This window comes from Pseudomonas vranovensis (genome assembly GCF_040438935.1).
GTDB classification, from domain to species: domain Bacteria; phylum Pseudomonadota; class Gammaproteobacteria; order Pseudomonadales; family Pseudomonadaceae; genus Aquipseudomonas; species Aquipseudomonas vranovensis.
In genome coordinates this window covers 5,675,059-5,691,536 of the sequence record NZ_CP159259.1, presented here as the reverse complement: position 1 = coordinate 5,691,536, position 16,478 = coordinate 5,675,059, and the positions used below count along the sequence as shown (strand labels likewise).

At 59.1% G+C, this 16,478-nt stretch carries 14 protein-coding genes; 8 read left to right on the top strand and 6 right to left on the bottom strand.

Annotated elements, in window-relative coordinates; all coding sequences use genetic code 11:
- Positions 1-35 precede the first annotated feature (35 nt).
- The 3 genes from ABVN19_RS26385 to ABVN19_RS26375 all read right to left on the bottom strand — a co-directional run bounded on the left by ABVN19_RS26385 (position 36) and on the right by ABVN19_RS26375 (position 3,532).
- Entirely contained in the window at positions 36-176 is a 141-nt protein-coding gene (locus ABVN19_RS26385) for a hypothetical protein (protein ID WP_156905617.1), read from the bottom strand.
- A gap of 280 nt (positions 177-456) precedes the next feature.
- Positions 457-1,923, bottom strand: coding sequence for a PLP-dependent aminotransferase family protein (locus ABVN19_RS26380; RefSeq protein ID WP_105642720.1), 1,467 nt, complete (start codon positions 1,921-1,923; stop codon positions 457-459).
- A gap of 220 nt (positions 1,924-2,143) precedes the next feature.
- The gene (locus tag ABVN19_RS26375; protein ID WP_028944573.1) at positions 2,144-3,532 is read right to left on the bottom strand and encodes an aminotransferase class III-fold pyridoxal phosphate-dependent enzyme; all 1,389 of its coding nucleotides are present in this window, start codon (positions 3,530-3,532) and stop codon (positions 2,144-2,146) included.
- A 298-nt stretch (positions 3,533-3,830) separates the two neighbouring features.
- On the opposite strand from ABVN19_RS26375, the gene thiS reads away from it, so the two are divergent.
- Entirely contained in the window at positions 3,831-4,031 is a 201-nt protein-coding gene (thiS, locus tag ABVN19_RS26370; protein ID WP_028944574.1) for a sulfur carrier protein ThiS, read from the top strand.
- 41 nt (positions 4,032-4,072) lie between these two features.
- Complete coding sequence (locus ABVN19_RS26365; RefSeq protein ID WP_028944575.1) at positions 4,073-4,870, top strand: thiazole synthase; 798 nt, start codon at positions 4,073-4,075, stop codon at positions 4,868-4,870.
- A 33-nt stretch (positions 4,871-4,903) separates the two neighbouring features.
- On the opposite strand, the gene ABVN19_RS26360 is transcribed toward ABVN19_RS26365, so the two are convergent.
- Positions 4,904-5,722, bottom strand: coding sequence for an IclR family transcriptional regulator (locus tag ABVN19_RS26360; protein ID WP_028944576.1), 819 nt, complete (start codon positions 5,720-5,722; stop codon positions 4,904-4,906).
- 188 nt (positions 5,723-5,910) lie between these two features.
- Here ABVN19_RS26360 and ABVN19_RS26355 point away from each other — a divergent pair, with 188 nt between their 5' ends.
- The 3 genes from ABVN19_RS26355 (at position 5,911) to ABVN19_RS26345 (ending at position 10,183) form a co-directional block, all read left to right on the top strand.
- Positions 5,911-7,575, top strand: a complete 1,665-nt coding sequence (locus ABVN19_RS26355) for a choline dehydrogenase (RefSeq protein ID WP_028944577.1) — start codon at positions 5,911-5,913, stop codon at positions 7,573-7,575.
- Positions 7,576-7,642: 67 nt separating this feature from the next.
- Entirely contained in the window at positions 7,643-8,962 is a 1,320-nt protein-coding gene (locus ABVN19_RS26350; protein ID WP_105642721.1) for an MFS transporter, read from the top strand.
- Positions 8,963-9,049: 87 nt separating this feature from the next.
- Positions 9,050-10,183, top strand: coding sequence for an aminotransferase class V-fold PLP-dependent enzyme (locus tag ABVN19_RS26345; protein WP_028944579.1), 1,134 nt, complete (start codon positions 9,050-9,052; stop codon positions 10,181-10,183).
- Positions 10,184-10,274: 91 nt separating this feature from the next.
- Here ABVN19_RS26345 and ABVN19_RS26340 read toward each other — a convergent pair whose 3' ends face one another.
- Positions 10,275-10,583 (bottom strand): hypothetical protein, encoded by a 309-nt coding sequence (locus tag ABVN19_RS26340; RefSeq protein WP_245219087.1) that lies wholly within the window; start codon positions 10,581-10,583, stop codon positions 10,275-10,277.
- Positions 10,584-10,740: 157 nt separating this feature from the next.
- On the opposite strand from ABVN19_RS26340, the gene ABVN19_RS26335 reads away from it, so the two are divergent.
- Positions 10,741-11,721, top strand: a complete 981-nt coding sequence (locus ABVN19_RS26335; RefSeq protein ID WP_028944581.1) for a MoxR family ATPase — start codon at positions 10,741-10,743, stop codon at positions 11,719-11,721.
- Positions 11,722-11,737: 16 nt separating this feature from the next.
- On the top strand, positions 11,738-13,465 hold the full coding sequence (locus ABVN19_RS26330; RefSeq protein WP_028944582.1) for a cobalamin biosynthesis protein CobT: 1,728 nt from the start codon (positions 11,738-11,740) through the stop codon (positions 13,463-13,465).
- A 100-nt stretch (positions 13,466-13,565) separates the two neighbouring features.
- On the opposite strand, the gene ABVN19_RS26325 is transcribed toward ABVN19_RS26330, so the two are convergent.
- Positions 13,566-14,996, bottom strand: coding sequence for an amino acid permease (locus ABVN19_RS26325; protein ID WP_051270571.1), 1,431 nt, complete (start codon positions 14,994-14,996; stop codon positions 13,566-13,568).
- A 376-nt stretch (positions 14,997-15,372) separates the two neighbouring features.
- Here ABVN19_RS26325 and hutC point away from each other — a divergent pair, with 376 nt between their 5' ends.
- Positions 15,373-16,125: a histidine utilization repressor gene (gene hutC / locus ABVN19_RS26320; RefSeq protein ID WP_028944584.1), complete on the top strand. Its 753-nt coding sequence runs from the start codon at positions 15,373-15,375 to the stop codon at positions 16,123-16,125.
- Positions 16,126-16,478: the final 353 nt, after the last annotated feature.

Here is a 16,478-nt window from a genome sequence, read left to right as displayed (position 1 = left end):
AAGGTACGGCGGCTGCGCCGCCAATGACTCGGGGCTCAGCCTTTCAGCGCGACGGCTGCATAGGAATGGGTTTCAAGACAGGTGCGCTGTGCAGCCGGAATGCTCAGGCCGATGGCCAGGTACGAGGGGGCGGCGCGTAATGCGCGGGGCTTGAGGTGGTTAGCTCCGTTAAGCATGCCGATCTCTCCGATTGTTGTTGTGATGGAGTTTTGGGGCAGGTCGAGCGAGCCGCCTGTGCTTTGCGTTGAGGCGAGGACTGGCTGGCTTGGCGCTAGAGTAGGAGTCGAAAGGAAGCGGCAGATAGGACCAGTTGAGGGCCACCTGTTAAGCCAGTGGGTCCAGATGCGTGAGCACGCAAAGCCAGCCCTGGCAGGGGCACAAAAAAACCGGGCACGCCACGCCGCCGCCGGACGGCGTTCGACGTGACGTGACCAAGGACAGTGGTTGGGTTAGCGCCTAGCTGATCTGCTGTATGAGCTCGGCAAGCAGTTTGATCCCCGGACGGATGCGCTCGGCTGGTATCGACGAGTATCCGAGACGGAAGTAGTTGAGAGGCGGTTGCTCGCCGAAGAAGTGAATATCGCCGGGCTCGATCAAGATGTCATGTTCAGCGGCGACTTTCTGCAGGCGTCGTGCGTCGAGGTTTTCGGGGCCCTTGACCCAGTAGCAGGAGCCGCCGAAGCTCGGCTCCTTGGACGACTCTGGCAGGTACTCTCGCAAGGCCGCGCCCATCTGCTCATGACGCTCCTCGTACGCGCGCATCAGGCTCATGATCAACGCATCGTGGTAGCCGCGCTCCAGGAACAGCGCCACCGAGCGCTGATTGTTCGCCGCCGGATGGCGCACCATCAACCGCCGCAACGCCCGTGCCTCACGGATCAGCGCTTCGGGCCCGACCAGATAGCCAACCCGCAAACCCGGCGCCAGGGTTTTGGACAGGCTGCCGACGTAAAGCACCCGATCATTCTTGTCCAGGCTCTTGAGTGCCGGGATCGGGCTGCCCTTGAAGTTGGTCTCGCTTTCGTAGTCGTCTTCAATGATCAGAAAATCGTGTTCATTGGCCCGCTGCAACAACTCGTAGCGACGCTCCAGGGGCATGGTCACGGTGCTCGGGCACTGATGGCTGGGCGTGGTGTAGATAAGGTCGCAGTCATTGAGCTCATCGCTGAGCATCAGCCCCTGGTTGTCCACCGCCAGCGCCTGAACCCGCGAAGGGTTGAGCATGGCGATATTACGCACGTCTACATAACCCGGCTCTTCAATGCCCATCAAACTGTCGGGGCGCAACAGAAGACGCGCCAACATATACAGCGCGTGCTGGGCGCCAACCGTGACCAAGATCTGCTCAGGCGAAGCCCAGACACCACGTCGCGGCAACAGGCGAGTTCTGATCTGCTCCATCAGCAAGGGATCATCGTTATCGAAGCGATCCGAGGCCCAATCACGAATCGCCGGGATGCTGACCGCATCACGATTGCACTCACGCCAGTTGGCGGTCGGAAACAGCGTCGGGTCGAACTGGCCGTAGATAAACGGGTATTTGTAATTCTGCCAATCCCGTGGCTTGCTCATATTGCGTTGCTGCGACGGCTGCATCACCAGCCGCTGTGACCAGTCCTGCTTGGTGGTCACCGACTCATCCTGGTGAACACGCGGCGTCTCCACCTTGCGCGCCAGAATGTCCGGATTCACATAGTAGCCACTGCGCTCACGGGCCAGCAGGTAGCCATCGTCGAGCAAGTGTTCGTAGGCAAGCACTACCGTGTTGCGCGCGATGTTCAACTGTTTGGCCAGCTTGCGACTTGAAGGTAAGGGACTGTCGAGCGGAATATTGCCGTTGAGAATGACTTGAGCGATCTGCTCGCGCAGTTGCTGCTGCAAGTTGGTGGATTTATCGGCGGACAAATGGAACAACTGGAACATAGCGGCCTCGACTGAACGGACGACAAGCACTGGTACCGCACACCACTCGGCCAGTCACTTCAGAATGCTCTTGCCAGCAAACCGCTGACGCAGCGATCGCCAAGCAGACTAGCAACAACATCTCGACAAGACTATTCGGCGCGCCGCTATTAGCGCCGCAGACACGCCAAAACCGGCCCGTCAATGTAACTCGGGGCCGGTCTGCTCATGGTTCGAAACGTTATGGATTAGCTGCAAGACGGCCAAAGGCAGCGTCGAGGGCGACGATAATCACGTCCAGGTCCTGCTGTGTCGCGATCAATGCCGGGCTAAAACACAGGGTATTGTTAAATTGTTCAAAGCTTCGGTTGGTACGCCCGATCATCACGCCCTGACGCATGCAGTCAGCAACGATGGCGATGGCTACGCTTTCGGCCACCGGCTCCTTGGTCTTGCGGTCCTTGACCAGCTCCATGCCACAGAACAGGCCCTTGCCGCGCACATCACCAATGATCGAATACTTATCCTGCAGTTCGCGCAGGCGCCCCATGAAGTACTCGCCCATGTGGGTGACATTCTCCAGCAGGCCTTCGTCTTCGATGATCCGCATGTTCTCCAGCGCCGCCGCCGGGCCTGCAGTGCAGCCACCAAAGGTGCTGATGTCACGGAAGTAGCCCATGCGGTCGTCAGCTTCACCCTTGAATGCGTCGAACACTTCCTCGGTGGTCACCGTGCAGGAGATCGCCGCGTAACCGCTGGCCACACCCTTGGCCATGGTGACGATGTCGGGCTTGATGCCGTAGTGCTGATAACCGAACCATTTGCCGGTACGGCCCAGACCACAAACCACTTCGTCGATGTGCAGGAGGATGTCGTACTTTTTACAGATCGCCTGAATGGCCTCCCAGTAGCCTTCCGGCGGCGTGATGACGCCGCCCCCCGCGGTGATCGGTTCGAGTACCACGGCACCCACGGTATCCGGCCCTTCGGCGAGAATCACGCGCTCCATTTCCTTGGCTGCGCGTATGCCATAGTCAGCCACATCACCGAACTGCGAGCGGTATTCGCAGCAATGTGGAAACTCGACGAAACCGGGGGTGAAGGGACCGTACTGGTTCTTGCGCTCAAACTGACCGGTAGAACTCAGCGCTGTGATGGTGGTGCCATGGTAGTCACGTTCGCGGAACAGAATCTTGTGCTTTTTGCCGCCGTACTTTTTGTGCGCAATCTGCCGGACGATCTTGTAGGCCTTCTCGTTGGCCTCGGAACCTGAGTTGGAGTAGTACACCCTGCTCAGGCCCGGCATCTTCTCGATCAGTTTCTTGGCGAACAAGGCGCCTGGAACACTGCCTGCGGAGCCTGCGAAGAAATTCATCTTCGCCAACTGATCGCGCACTGCGTCAGCGATGCTCTCACGGCCATAACCAACGTTGACGGTCCACACGCCCCCAGACACCGCATCCAGGTATTCGTTGCCCTTGATGTCGCGGACCCGCATGCCTTTGCCTTCAACGATCATCAGCGGATCGTTCTGTTCCAGCGGTTTGTGCTGGGACAGGTGATGCCAGACGTGAGCGCGGTCACTGGCCAGTGCTTCGACTGCATCGAACTCGTGCGCTGTTGTTTTCATGCTTACCTCTCGACTGGTGCATTTTTATTGTTGCTCACCGGGCAGCAGACACGCTCCAGGTAGTCGCATACGCAGGAGCAGTACTCGGCATCGCAACGCAGCACTGCCCGATCCACCCCTGGAGAAGAAACTAAGAACAAGCAGCGCGCGCAGTTAGATCCAGTTGTTGTCCATTCGTGATGCCAGCCCTCAATCACCGCACTGGACTAGCGCAGCAGCCGTGACTGGCTCTAAAAGCGGCGTGTCGATCCCCTCACCCTGCGAGCACCAGAACCCTCATCTCAAGAGAACCTGAATGATTGAAGTGGAGATCAACGGGGTGGCCCAGTGGTTGCCCGCGGACATCAATCTGGCGCAACTGCTCATCCGCCTGCAGTTGCAGGAGCGGCGCCTGGCCATTGAGTACAACCTCGATGTGGTACCACGCAGCGAGTACGCCGAACTGCGCCTGAAACAGGGCGACCGCGTGGAAATCGTCCACGCCATCGGCGGCGGTTGATTGCGCCTCAACCCGCCATCCCTCTCCCAACTGGAGCCTCTATGACAAGCACTGGCACAGCCCCCGACCCACTGATCATTGCCGGCCAGCCCTACGCCTCACGCTTGCTGGTGGGCACAGGCCACTACGCAGACCTGACCGAGACTGGCGCAGCAATCGAGACCAGCGCAGCGCAGATCGTTACCTTTGCAGTGCGCCGCAGCAACCTTGGCCAGGAGGCCGATCAACCCAATCTACTCGACGTGGTCTCCCCGCAACGCTACACCCTGCTGCCCAATACCGCCGGCTGCTACACGGCCAAGGATGCTGTACGCACCTGTTTGCTGGCACGTGAACTGCTGGACGGCCACAACCTGGTCAAACTGGAAGTGCTCGGCGACAGCCAGACCCTGTACCCCGATATCGGTGAAACCCTGATCGCCGCTCAACAGTTGGTCGACCTGGGCTTCAAGGTGATGGTCTACACCAGCGACGACCCGCTGGTAGCCCGGCGCCTCGAGGAAATTGGCTGCGTAGCGGTAATGCCCCTGGGCGCGCCGATCGGTTCCGGTCTGGGTATTCGTAATCCCTACAACATCCGCTTGATCGTGGAAAACGCCAAGGTCCCGGTGATCGTCGATGCCGGTGTCGGCACCGCCTCGGATGCCGCCATTGCCATGGAGCTGGGCTGCGACGGCGTACTGATGAATACCGCGATTGCCCGCGCGCGCGCGCCAATCCGCATGGCCTCGGCGATGCGCAAGGCGGTCGAAGCCGGCCGCGAAGCTTACCTGGCGGGACGGATGCCGCGCCGGCTCAGTGGGGACGCTTCCTCGCCCTTGAGCGGCCTGTTTCTATAAGTGCTCGAAGGCGCGGCTGAGCGCACTGAAGGCTCAGCCGCGAGAGGAATCCAAGGCCAGTGACAGCGCCAATTGCGCGGCGGCTGCCTGCAATTGCGGAATGTATTCGATCAGCTCGTTGAGACTTTTGCGTGCCGTGGGCGCATGGCAGGCCAATGCTGCCAGGCACTGGCCATCGGCACCTCTGATTGGCACCGCGACCGCCACCATGCCTCTGACAAACTCCTCACTGTCGATCCCTACACCCCGGGCGCGGATACGCTCCAGCTCGGATTCCAGCAAATCGCAATCGGTGATGCTGCGATCGGAGCTCGGCGTAAGCTCAAGCTGCTTGAGTATGTCTCTGCGCCTGTGCGCAGGCATTTCGGCGAGGAACAACTTGCCGCTGGCAGTGCAATGCAACGGCACATGGGTCCCGGGCTCGACATGCAGGCGCAAGGGCTCGTGGGTTTCCACGCGGTCGACGTAAATCACACTGTCGCCATCCAATGCCGTCAGGTTGCAGGTTTCACCCAACTGCCGCACCAGTGCCTGCAAAACGAGCCGACTGCGTTGCAGCACCACTTGGTTACGCAACAGCGCCAGCCCCAGGCGGCTGGCGCGCGGACCGAGCAGGTAGGTCTTGTCGTCCACTTCGCGTAGCAGAAAACCCAGTCGCTCCAACGCGACCAGCATACGCAGCAGCGTGGCCTTGGGCGCTGCAAGCCGGTCGCACAACTGTGCAAGCGACAACGGCGCATCCGCGTTGGCCAGCACTTCCAGTAACAGCAAGGCGCGCAGGCTGCGATCGGGGTTCTCGCCGCTGACCGGCTCGGGCTGGTCCTCTGCAAATTTCGGTTTGATATGTTCCATTATCAAGCACCCGATGAAATGTCATGGCGAATTAATTCATTAATTATTAATGAATTAAGCCGACGTTGCGTGCAAAAAAGCCAGTGGACTTATCAACGCGTTAAATCTGGCCCCATATAAATGGAATGTATTGTTCTAGTTTGCAAGTGCAATTCGGGTTCACAACTATAAAAAGAAGAGGATTTCGGATGTCACGTGCCTATGACTTCGTCATTGTCGGTGCCGGCTCAGCCGGCTGTGTTCTAGCCAATAGACTCAGCGAGAATGGACGATACAGCGTTTGCCTGCTCGAGGCGGGGCCTGCGGATCGCTATCCGTGGATCCACATCCCGATAGGCTATGCCAAGACCATGTTCCACCCGGTGTACAACTGGGGCTTCTACACCGATCCTGATCCCGGCATGAACGACCGGCGCATCTACTGGCCGCGCGGCAAGGTGTTCGGCGGCTGCAGTTCAATCAACGGGCTCATTTTCATTCGTGGCCAGCGCGCCGACTACGATGCCTGGGCCAGCGCCGGCAATGTGGGTTGGGGCTGGGACGATGTATTGCCGTACTTCCGTCGTGCCGAGTGCAACGACCTTGGCCCGGGTCCCACACGCGGCACAGACGGGCCCTTGTCGGCATCCAGCATCAAGGCGCGCCATCCCCTCACCGAAGGCTTTATCGGCGCGGCCAAAGAACTCGGCGTGCCCCATGTAGAGGATTTCAACAGCGGTGACCAGGAGGGCGTCGGTTACTACCAACTGACCACCCGCAAGGGTTTGCGCTGCAGCACCGCGGTGGCTTATCTGCACCCCGCCAAGCGGCGTGCAAACCTGACCATAGCGTCGCTTGCCCACGCCGAGAAGATACTCTTTGACGGCACCCGTGCAGTTGGCGTTCAGTACCGTCAGAACGGCCAGTCGCTGAGCGTCAAGGCTAGACGCGAAGTGATCCTCAGTGCCGGTGCGCTGCAATCACCGCAGCTCTTGCAACTCTCCGGTGTCGGTCCTTCGCAACTGTTGAAAAAATTCAATATCGCCGCAGTGCATGCGCTGCCGGGCGTGGGTGAAAACCTGCAGGACCATCTGCAGATTCGCTTGATCTACGAGTGCACAAGGCCGATCACCACCAACGATGACCTGCGTTCACCCTTGCGTAAACTGCGCATGGGCCTGCAGTGGTTATTGACCCGCAGCGGGCCACTGGCCATCGGTATCAACCAGGGCGGATTGTTCACACGGGTGCTGGAGCAAAGCGCCACCCCCGACATCCAGTACCACTTCGGTACGCTCAGTGCCGACTCTGCCGGCGGCAGTGTGCACCCCTTCTCCGGCTTCACCATGTCGGTTTGCCAATTGCGCCCCGAAAGCCGTGGCTATGTACGCATTACCTCCACCGATCCTATGCAACCCCCGTCGATGCAGCCCAATTACCTGTCGACCGAACTGGATCGCAAAACGGTAATCGCCGCCGTGCGCTACACCCGCAAGCTGGCCGAGACCGGGCCGCTCAAGCAGCTGATTTGCCGTGAGTTCCGCCCCGGCAGCGAAACCCAGAGCGATGAGCAGATTCTCGAGTTCTGCCGTCAGTACGGGGCGACCATCTTTCATCCCTCCGGGACCTGCAAGATGGGTAACGATCCGCTCGCAGTGGTGGATTCACGCCTGCGTGTTCATGGCGTGCAGGGGCTGCGAGTGGTCGACTGCTCGATCATGCCGACCCTGGTCTCGGGCAACACCAACGTGCCGGTGGTAATGATCGCCGAAAAGGCCTCGACAATGATTCTTGAAGATTGTCAGCGGCCCAGCGTTCGCACGCCGCATTGCGTCGCGCCAGCGATGCCGGAACTGAGCACCTACGCATCCTGATGGAACATTCAAGGCAGCGCGCAAATGCGCTCACCTTCCTTATAAATACAACAATAGGAACAATGACATGTCCACGGCCAGCCCTGTGCGCAAGGTGGTTATTGCCAGTGTTATAGGCGCTACCATCGAATGGTACGACTTCTTCCTTTACGGCGTCGTCGCCGGCGTTGTGTTCAACCAGTTGTACTTTCCAAGCGATGACCCCCTGGTATCGACCATGTTGGCCTACGGCACCTTCGCTGTCGGCTTTCTCAGCCGCCCGATCGGCGGAGTGATTTTCGGTCACTTCGGCGACAAGATCGGGCGAAAAAGCATGCTGATCATGACCATGATGATCATGGGCGTGGCCACCTTCCTCATTGGTCTGGTACCCAGTTACAACACTATCGGCATCTGGGCGCCGATCCTGCTGCTACTGCTGCGCGTCGTACAGGGCATCGGCCTGGGAGGGGAATGGGGAGGCGCGGTGCTGATGGCCTTCGAGTACGCGCCAAAACACAAGCGCGGCTTCTACGCCAGCTTGCCACAGATTGGCCTGGCCATCGGTTTGTGCCTGGCCTCCGGGGTGGTAGGGCTGCTGTCCTATGTCCTGAGCGACACTCAGTTTCTCGATTGGGGCTGGCGTATCGCATTTCTGCTCAGCGCCTTGCTGGTGTTCGTCGGCACCTGGATCCGTCTGAATGTGATGGAAAGCCCCGAATTCGCCAAAGTCAAAACAGCCAATGCCGAAGCCGCCATCCCGTTCGTGGACATGATGAAGCGTTACCCGAAAAACGTCCTGGCCGGTATGGGCGCACGTTACATCGATGGCGTATTTTTCAATGTTTTCGGGGTTTTTTCACTCAGCTACCTGACCCAGACGCTCAACCTGCCACGCTCCCAGGCATTGATCGGGGTAATGGTGGCGGCGGTGGTGATGTGCTTCACCATCCCGATGTTCGGCGCCTTGTCCGATCGTATCGGCCGGACTCGCGTGTACTTCTGGGGATCACTGATTACCGCTCTGTCTGCCTTTCCAGCCTTCTGGATGATGTTGGTCAGCAATGGCGACATGTTCATGGTGTGGATTGCGATCGTAGTGCCCTTCGGCATTCTCTATGCGGCGGTCTACGGCCCTGAGGCGGCAATGTTCTGTGAGCTGTTCGACGCCAAAGTGCGCTATACCGGCATCTCGTTCGTCTATCAATTCTCCGGCATCTTCGCCAGCGGCCTGACCCCGATGATCGCCACCGCATTGATGCGCAGCAGCGATGGGCAGCCATGGACGACCTGTTTGTATGTGCTGTTCGCCGGCGCGGTCAGTGCTTACTGCGCCTGGTGGATCGGCGCGCGCAAAGGTGAACAGATGAAGGGCGAATTCAGTCCTGCGCCGACCCCCACCTCCTGAATACACGCTGAGCCGCTACACTCGGCGCATCGCCCGACCCATTGCGGGAAGGGCTTTACACTGACTTATCTGCCGCAGGAGTCATCCATGTCAAAGCTTTATCCCAGCATCGACCCCGAGGGGCTGGTCGAGTACTCGGTGGTCTACACCGACCGCTCGCTCAACCACATGTCGCAGATGTTCCAAGGGGTGATGAACAACATTTCCACTACCTTGAAGCAGGTGTACAACGCCCAGGCTGTTGCCGTGGTTCCCGGCAGCGGCACCTTCGGCATGGAAGCAGTGGCGCGGCAGTTTGCCAGCGGCCAGCAATGCCTGGTGATACGCAACGGCTGGTTCAGTTATCGCTGGAGCCAAATTCTTGAGATGGGAAACATCCCGGCGGCTACCACGGTGCTCAAGGCCCGACCGGTCGAATCCGGCCGCCAGGCCGCCTTCGCCCCGCCACCGCTCGAGGAAGTACTGGCAGCCATCGAGGCGCAGAAACCGCAGATTGTCTTCGCGCCTCACGTCGAGACGTCCTCGGGGATCATCCTGCCCGATGACTACTTGCGCGCCGTCGGTGACGCAGTCCATGCCGTGGGGGGATTGTTCGTGGTGGACTGCATCGCCTCGGGCGCGCTCTGGCTCGATATGCACAAGTGCGCGATCGACCTGCTGATCAGTGCGCCGCAAAAAGGCTGGAGTGCATCGCCTTGCTGCGCCTTGGTGATGTTCAGCCCCCTGGCCCTCGAACGCATCGAGCATACCCAGAGCAGCAGCTTTGCCTGCGACCTGAAAAAATGGCTGCAGATCATGCAGGCCTACGAACAGGGCGGGCATGCCTACCACGCAACCATGCCCAGCGATGCCCTGGCGCATTTCAACGAAGTGATGAAAGAAACCCAAGCCTACGGCTTCGACAAGGTCCGCGACGAACAGCAGGCACTGGGTGACCGAGTTCGCGCCTTGTTGACCAGCAAGGGTATCAAGAGTGTCGCTGCAGACGGCTTCCAGGCCCCCGGCGTGGTGGTCAGCTATACCGACGATGCCGAGATAAAAAGCGGCAAGAAGTTTGCCTCGCACAACCTGCAGGTTGCTGCCGGCGTGCCGCTGCAATGCGACGAACCTGTCGACTTCCAGACCTTTCGCATTGGGTTGTTCGGGCTCGAAAAGCTGCACAACATCGAGCGCACGGTCAGCACGCTTGAACAGGCGTTGAACGAGATCATCGACAACTGACCCCTCACGTTCGCTGAGGCTCGCAGAAGCTAGCAACTTCTGACGAGCCCAGGCTTTGCTACCCCTTCAAGCAGGCGTCGGCTATTGGCTTTCAGGCACTGGCCTGATCACTCGACGGCTGCATCAAGTTGGCCATCCTGCGACCAAACAGCTGGGCCAACGCCTCGGGATCTCCAGCGGCTTCGTCCAGTGCCTCGACCACCGCCTGCAGGGTTGGCCGGGTCCGGGCCAGCAATTCGTCGATGTAATACGCCGGGGTGACCTGGGTGTGCACCTGATAACGGCGAAACAGTTCAAGAAGTTGCGGATCCAGGGTGATCGTCAGGGTATCGGCGGACATCAGGTAGACCTCTCGAAGTTGTTTGGCGGCAACCGCCAGGCGATTGACTAACGGGACCATCCTTGGCCGCCTTGTTCCTGGACCATAGGGCCAGCCTTCACCTGAACATGGTGCCAGCCACGCCTGGCCGCATTGAGTTGCGCTAACTGGCCCCTCCCCCGCCCCAGAGCCCCTCCTAGAATCAAGACTTCCTTTCCGGCCCTCAAAGGCGATATTCATGACCGACCTGAACTTCGAACCTGCCAGCCGCCTGGTCCCTGTCCGGGAGTTGTTCGGTATCGACTCCAACATGCGCGTACCGACGTTCCTCACGCCAAACGAACATGTGCCGGAGATCGACACGGCCTATCGTTTCAATCCGGAGGTCACCCTGGCGATTCTCGCGGGTTTTACCCGTAATCGCCGGGTAATGCTTCAAGGCCTGCACGGCAGCGGCAAGTCGACGCATATCGAACAGGTCGCGGCAAGGCTCAACTGGCCGTGCACGCGAGTCAACCTGGACGGACACATCAGCCGCCTGGACCTGATCGGCAAAGACGGCATCGTTCTTCGCGACGGCAAGCAAGTCACCGAGTTCCAGGAAGGCATTTTGCCCTGGGCACTGCGCCGGCCCATGGCGCTGATCTTCGACGAATACGACGCTGGCCGCCCGGATGTCATGTTTGTCATTCAGCGCATTCTCGAACGCGACGGAAAGCTCAATCTGCTCGACCAGAATCTGGTGATCCATCCGCACCCCTCGTTCCGCTTGTTCGCCACCGCCAACACCGTTGGCCTGGGCAACTTGAATGGGCTTTACAACGGCACTCAGGTCCTCAATCAGGCGCAGCTGGATCGCTGGAACATCGTCGCCACCCTGAACTACCTTCCGCAGGCCGAAGAAGTGGCCATTGTCGCTGCGCGGGTGCCGCATTTGCTCGCCCGCCATGGCGAAGGTTTGCTGACGCAAATGGTGGCAGTCGCCGACCTGACCCGCCAAGGCTTCGCCAGCGGCGACCTGTCGACCCTGATGTCGCCGCGCTGCGTTATTTCCTGGGCTGAGAACATGGAAATTTTCAGCGACCCTGCGCTGGCCTTCCGCCTGTCGTTCCTCAACAAATGCGATGAAGTAGAGCGGCCACTCGTTGCCGAATACTACCAACGCTGCTTCGACCATGAGTTGGCCGAATCGGCGTTCCCCTTGCTGGCACTGGCCTGACCACAGGAAGACCACCATGACCTCACCGCTACGCCGCGAGAAACGTCAACAACAACTCGAGGAACTTTGCGCGGCGACGCTGCGGGCACTGTCCGGTGAGCGGCGCGTGCGCTATCGCGGCGGCCGGCTGGAAGTACAGGAGCAGCACTTTCCAGTCCACGCCCCGCACTTGCGCCCCAACCCGGAACACGATGAAAGCCTCGCCTGGCGCGGCGTGGCAGATAGCCTGGCGCTGCGCCTGAAACACAGTGATCAGGCGCTGGTGCGCCAGGTTCTTCCAGCGCAGCCCATCGCCCGCCTGGTGTTTGAGTTACTTGAGCAACTGCGCGTCGAGTCGTTGGTAGCCGACTGTCATCCCGGTGCACGGCGAAATATGCTGCGGCGCTTCGAGCAGTGGAGCCAGCAGTTTCTCGATGCCGGACACACCGAAGGACACATTGGACTGCTGCTGTTCACCCTGGCGCAAATGAGCTGGATTCTGCTGTGTGGCGGCCGCGCCGGTGAACAAACGGAGATGCTCATTGAAGCGCCTCGCTTGAGCCTGCTCGGCCACTTCGGCGCAGCCTTCGGTCTGATGCGCCGCTGTCGTCATGATCAACCGGCGTTCACTGAGCATGCCTTGCTGATTGCCGCCAAGGCACAGGAGCTGATCGAGCAACTGGACGCCGAACTGCTCGGCGACGACGAGAGCAACGTTTCTGGGGTCGGCGAAAAGGCCCACCTGGCCTTCGCGCTGTTATTGGATGTGGATCAGGATGGCGAGGGAGAGATCAGCAGCAGCGGCGAAACCCACGGCAATCCACGCGGCAGCAACGACACCTTTTCCTATCAGGTATTCAGCCGCGAGCATGATTGCGAGCGCGAGGCCAGCAGCCTGGTGCGCATCGAACTGTTGCGCGAGTTGCGCCAGCGCCTGGACCGACGCCTGGCGGCCCAGGGCCTCAATCTGCCACGCCTGGCCAAGCGCCTGGGCGCCCTGCTGGCTGCGCCACGTCGCGATGGCTGGGCGTTTGCCCAGACCGAAGGGCAGATCGATGCCGGCCGACTCAGTCGCCTGATCATCAGCCCTGAACAACGCGAGATTTTTCGCCACGAGCTGGAGCGCCCGCACAGTGATTGCCTGGTCACCCTGTTGATCGATAATTCCGGTTCCATGCGCAACCATATCGAAAGCATCGCCTTGCTGGCTGACGCCTTTTGTCGAGCATTGGAACTGGCGGGTGCTCGCAGTGAAATCCTTGGCTTCACCACTGGCCAATGGAACGGCGGGCGTCCTTTGAAGCGCTGGCGCGCCCTGGGCCAGCCAGCCAATCCGGGCAGGCTCAACGAGCTTAGTCATGTGGTCTACAAGAATGCCGAAACGTCATGGCGTCGCGCCCGGCCGAGCATTGCCGCGCTGCTCAAGTCTGATCTTTTTCGCGAGGGCATCGATGGTGAAGCGCTACTCTGGGCACGTCAGCGGTTGCTGCAGCGCGACGCTCGGCGACGCATCCTGATCGTCATGTCCGACGGCTGCCCGATGGACAGCGCCACCCACCAAACCAATCAGCAAGACATCCTCGACCTGCACCTCAAACAAGTGACGCGACAAATCGAACAAGAAGGAACTATTGAGTTGCACGCCCTTGGCGTGGGCCTGGACCTGAGCGCTTACTATCGCCGCAGCCTTGAGCTGGATTTGTCGCGTAGCCTGGACAACGCGGTATTCGATGAGGTCCTGCGTCTGCTCAACGGCCGCCCGTAACGTCCCATAACGAAACAGCGCACCACTGCTCTCGTGGGTTCGGTCAAACCGTTCAATGACTGTACGGTTCGGCCGAACACACTCGAGCGGAATGTAACGTCTAGCTGCTCACCGGAACAACTGTCGGCAGGCCTTTGAGCCGCCGCCAGATGCTGCGACTGAGGAATGCCAACAACAGAATCGCCAAACTGACCACGCCCAGTGCCAGCGGCATGCGTTGCTCGGGTATGAACGCCATGCCGGTGACGATACCGAGCATGCCAATGATGGCAACGTAGGTCAGGTAGGGATAACACCACATCCGCACTTTGAGTTTCTCCGGCGCCTCACGCTCCAGCTTGGCCCGCAAGCGCAGCTGGGAGAGGGCGATCAGCACGTAGACGAAGATCGCCACGGTGCCGTAGGAGTTGACCAGAAAGGCGAAGATGGTGTCCGGCGATACGTACGACATGACCACCGATAAATAGCCGAACAGCGTACCGAACAAGATCGCCCGACGCGGTACGCCCTTCGAAGACAGCTTGGCCAAGCCCCGCGGTGCATCACCTCGTTTAGTCAACGCGAAGAGCATGCGCGAAGACGCGTAGATGCCCGAATTGAGGCAAGACAGCACTGCCGTCAGCACGATGGCGTTCATAACGTGTGCGGTCCAACCGAAGCCCATGGCTGCAAGCGCACTGGAGTACGGCGTGAGCATTGCAGGTGAGTTCCAGGGAACCAGCGTGACCACCAGCAGGATCGACCCGACGTAGAAGAACAGCACGCGGGTGATCACCGAATTGGTCGCCCGCGCGACCGAGCGAACCGGATCGGAGGACTCTGCGGCAGCCACGGTGACGATCTCGGCCCCGAAATAAAATCCGGTCGCGGCCACTGCACCCGTCAGCACCGGCCCGATACCGTTGGGCATGAAGCCGCCGTTGCTTAACATCGAACTCAACCCGTGGTGGGTTTCGGTCGGCCACATACCGAGCAGATACAACCCACCCAGCAGTAGAAAGACCAGGATTGCTGCAACCTTGATCGAGGAAAACCAGAACTCGAATTCACCGAAGGACGCGACCGAGCACAAGTTAGTGAATGTCAGAATTATCATCAGCACTAAGCTGATGGCCCAGGCCGGAACATCCGGCAACCAAAACTGAATGAGTGAAGCGCCTGCCACCGCTTCGACGGCGACGACAATCACCCAGAAATACCAATACATCCAACCGGTGAGAAAACCGGCCAATTGGCTTGTCTGTGGACTGTCGGCCCAGGCCATGCGTGCATATTCGTAAAAGGACCCAACCGCCGGTAAAGCACAGGCCATTTCGCCGAGCATGCGCATGATCAGGATGACCAGTACGCCGGTGACCATGAATGAAATCAGAGCTGCAGGCCCTGCCGACTGGATGACCACACCGCTGCCGACAAACAGACCGGCACCAATGACACCACCCAACGCGATCATGGCCATGTGACGTTGCTTGAGCCCGGATTGCAGGCCGCCGTTGGAACTTTCTGATTGGGTTTGTTGAGGTACGGACATGCTGCTCACCCCATCGTTATTATTTTAGGTTGAAAGGCATTTTTTGAAGCAGTCGGTCCTCGACCCCCTCAGGTTGTGGGGGTCGAATTTGGCTGCTCACGCAGTGTCTTCCGGGTGTGCATAACTTTTTAGGGCCAATTACGACGCGCGGCTGGAGCCACGGCGATACATTCAGAACCAGGCGGAAAATTCGTTGAAACCCTGACAACTCGTTAAGTTAAGAAAGTTTTGACGTCAGCTAGAGGAAGTTCATGGATCGAAAATGCGGGTTTACCTGCAGTGCGTCCCCCTCCTGCACGCATAGGCGTATTGGCGACAGCAGAGTAAACTCCGCTCCACGTTTGTCGGAGCAATTTTTTCTACATCAGGAAACAACGTGCCTAAATCCAACGAGGAAAATGCGTCCCTCGAGTCGTTCTCGCTCGAAAGCCCCTCGCCGCTGTACGCGCGGGTCAAGCAAATCATCATGCAGAAGATTCGCTCCGGCGTATGGCTGCCCAACTCCAAGCTGCCTTCGGAAAGCGAACTGCTGAATGTGCTGGGCGTGAGCCGCATGACCATCAATCGGGCACTGCGCGAGTTGACCATCGAGGGCGCATTGGTACGCATGCAGGGTGTCGGCACTTTCGTCGCTGAACCCAAGGGTCGTGCGGCGCTGTTTGAGATTCACAATATTGCCGATGAAATTGCTGCCCGCGGCCATCAGCATCGCAGCGAAGTGATCGTGCTCGAAGAAATGCCCGAGCGCGCCCGTGCTTCGATGCCCTTCCCGCTTGAAGGGGTCAAGCGCGTGTTCCACTCGGTGCTGGTGCATTACGAAAACGAAGTGCCCGTACAGATAGAAGAACGCTTCGTGAATGCCGAGGTAGCGCCGGCTTATCTAGAGCAGGACTTTACCCAGGTCACCCCTTACGCCTACCTGATCCAATTGGCACCGCTGACTGAAGGCGAACACATGGTCGAATCCATCCACGCCAGGTCCGCCGAATGCAAGTTGCTGCAAATCAAGCGCTACGAGCCGTGCCTGTTGATTCGTCGACGCACCTGGGCGGCGAAGGGCCAGGTTGGCTGTGCACGCCTGGTTTATCCAGGTTCGCGCTATCGCCTGGAAGGCAAGGTCGGCAACTGAAGCAAGGTTCGAGCGCCCCCCGCCTGTCGCTCGATGACCCTCCTCAGGTTGCAAGCGCTCGCGCTGTTACTGGCGCAGCCTGGAATGGCAGAAAAGTGACATTTCGCTTTTCAGCCCACAAAAAATGTTACGAAATCTCCCTCGCCTCTCTCAGACCATGCTGAAGTTGCAACAATTTTTTCAGCATCGCTTCGTACACCGCTCACGTTTTAAAAAATCTATCCGTTTGTTTTATAACTAATTTTTACTTTTTAATGTTTTTAGACTCCCGACAAAACCTGATTTTGGCCTCTTGCTTGCACCTACTTGTACATACAGGTTGGTATAAGCTCATATGTACATCATGAGACTTA

What these genes read in the sequence shown, in the direction of transcription:
- ABVN19_RS26385 (WP_156905617.1), bottom strand. Translation starts at nt 176, where the DNA reads ATGCTTAACGGAGCTAACCACCTCAAGCCCCGCGCATTACGCGCCGCC.
- ABVN19_RS26380 (WP_105642720.1), bottom strand. Translation starts at nt 1,923, where the DNA reads ATGTTCCAGTTGTTCCATTTGTCCGCCGATAAATCCACCAACTTGCAG.
- ABVN19_RS26375 (WP_028944573.1), bottom strand. Translation starts at nt 3,532, where the DNA reads ATGAAAACAACAGCGCACGAGTTCGATGCAGTCGAAGCACTGGCCAGT.
- ABVN19_RS26365 (WP_028944575.1), top strand. Translation starts at nt 4,073, where the DNA reads ATGACAAGCACTGGCACAGCCCCCGACCCACTGATCATTGCCGGCCAG.
- ABVN19_RS26360 (WP_028944576.1), bottom strand. Translation starts at nt 5,722, where the DNA reads ATGGAACATATCAAACCGAAATTTGCAGAGGACCAGCCCGAGCCGGTC.
- ABVN19_RS26355 (WP_028944577.1), top strand. Translation starts at nt 5,911, where the DNA reads ATGTCACGTGCCTATGACTTCGTCATTGTCGGTGCCGGCTCAGCCGGC.
- ABVN19_RS26350 (WP_105642721.1), top strand. Translation starts at nt 7,643, where the DNA reads ATGTCCACGGCCAGCCCTGTGCGCAAGGTGGTTATTGCCAGTGTTATA.
- ABVN19_RS26345 (WP_028944579.1), top strand. Translation starts at nt 9,050, where the DNA reads ATGTCAAAGCTTTATCCCAGCATCGACCCCGAGGGGCTGGTCGAGTAC.
- ABVN19_RS26340 (WP_245219087.1), bottom strand. Translation starts at nt 10,583, where the DNA reads ATGGTCCCGTTAGTCAATCGCCTGGCGGTTGCCGCCAAACAACTTCGA.
- ABVN19_RS26335 (WP_028944581.1), top strand. Translation starts at nt 10,741, where the DNA reads ATGACCGACCTGAACTTCGAACCTGCCAGCCGCCTGGTCCCTGTCCGG.
- ABVN19_RS26330 (WP_028944582.1), top strand. Translation starts at nt 11,738, where the DNA reads ATGACCTCACCGCTACGCCGCGAGAAACGTCAACAACAACTCGAGGAA.
- ABVN19_RS26325 (WP_051270571.1), bottom strand. Translation starts at nt 14,996, where the DNA reads ATGTCCGTACCTCAACAAACCCAATCAGAAAGTTCCAACGGCGGCCTG.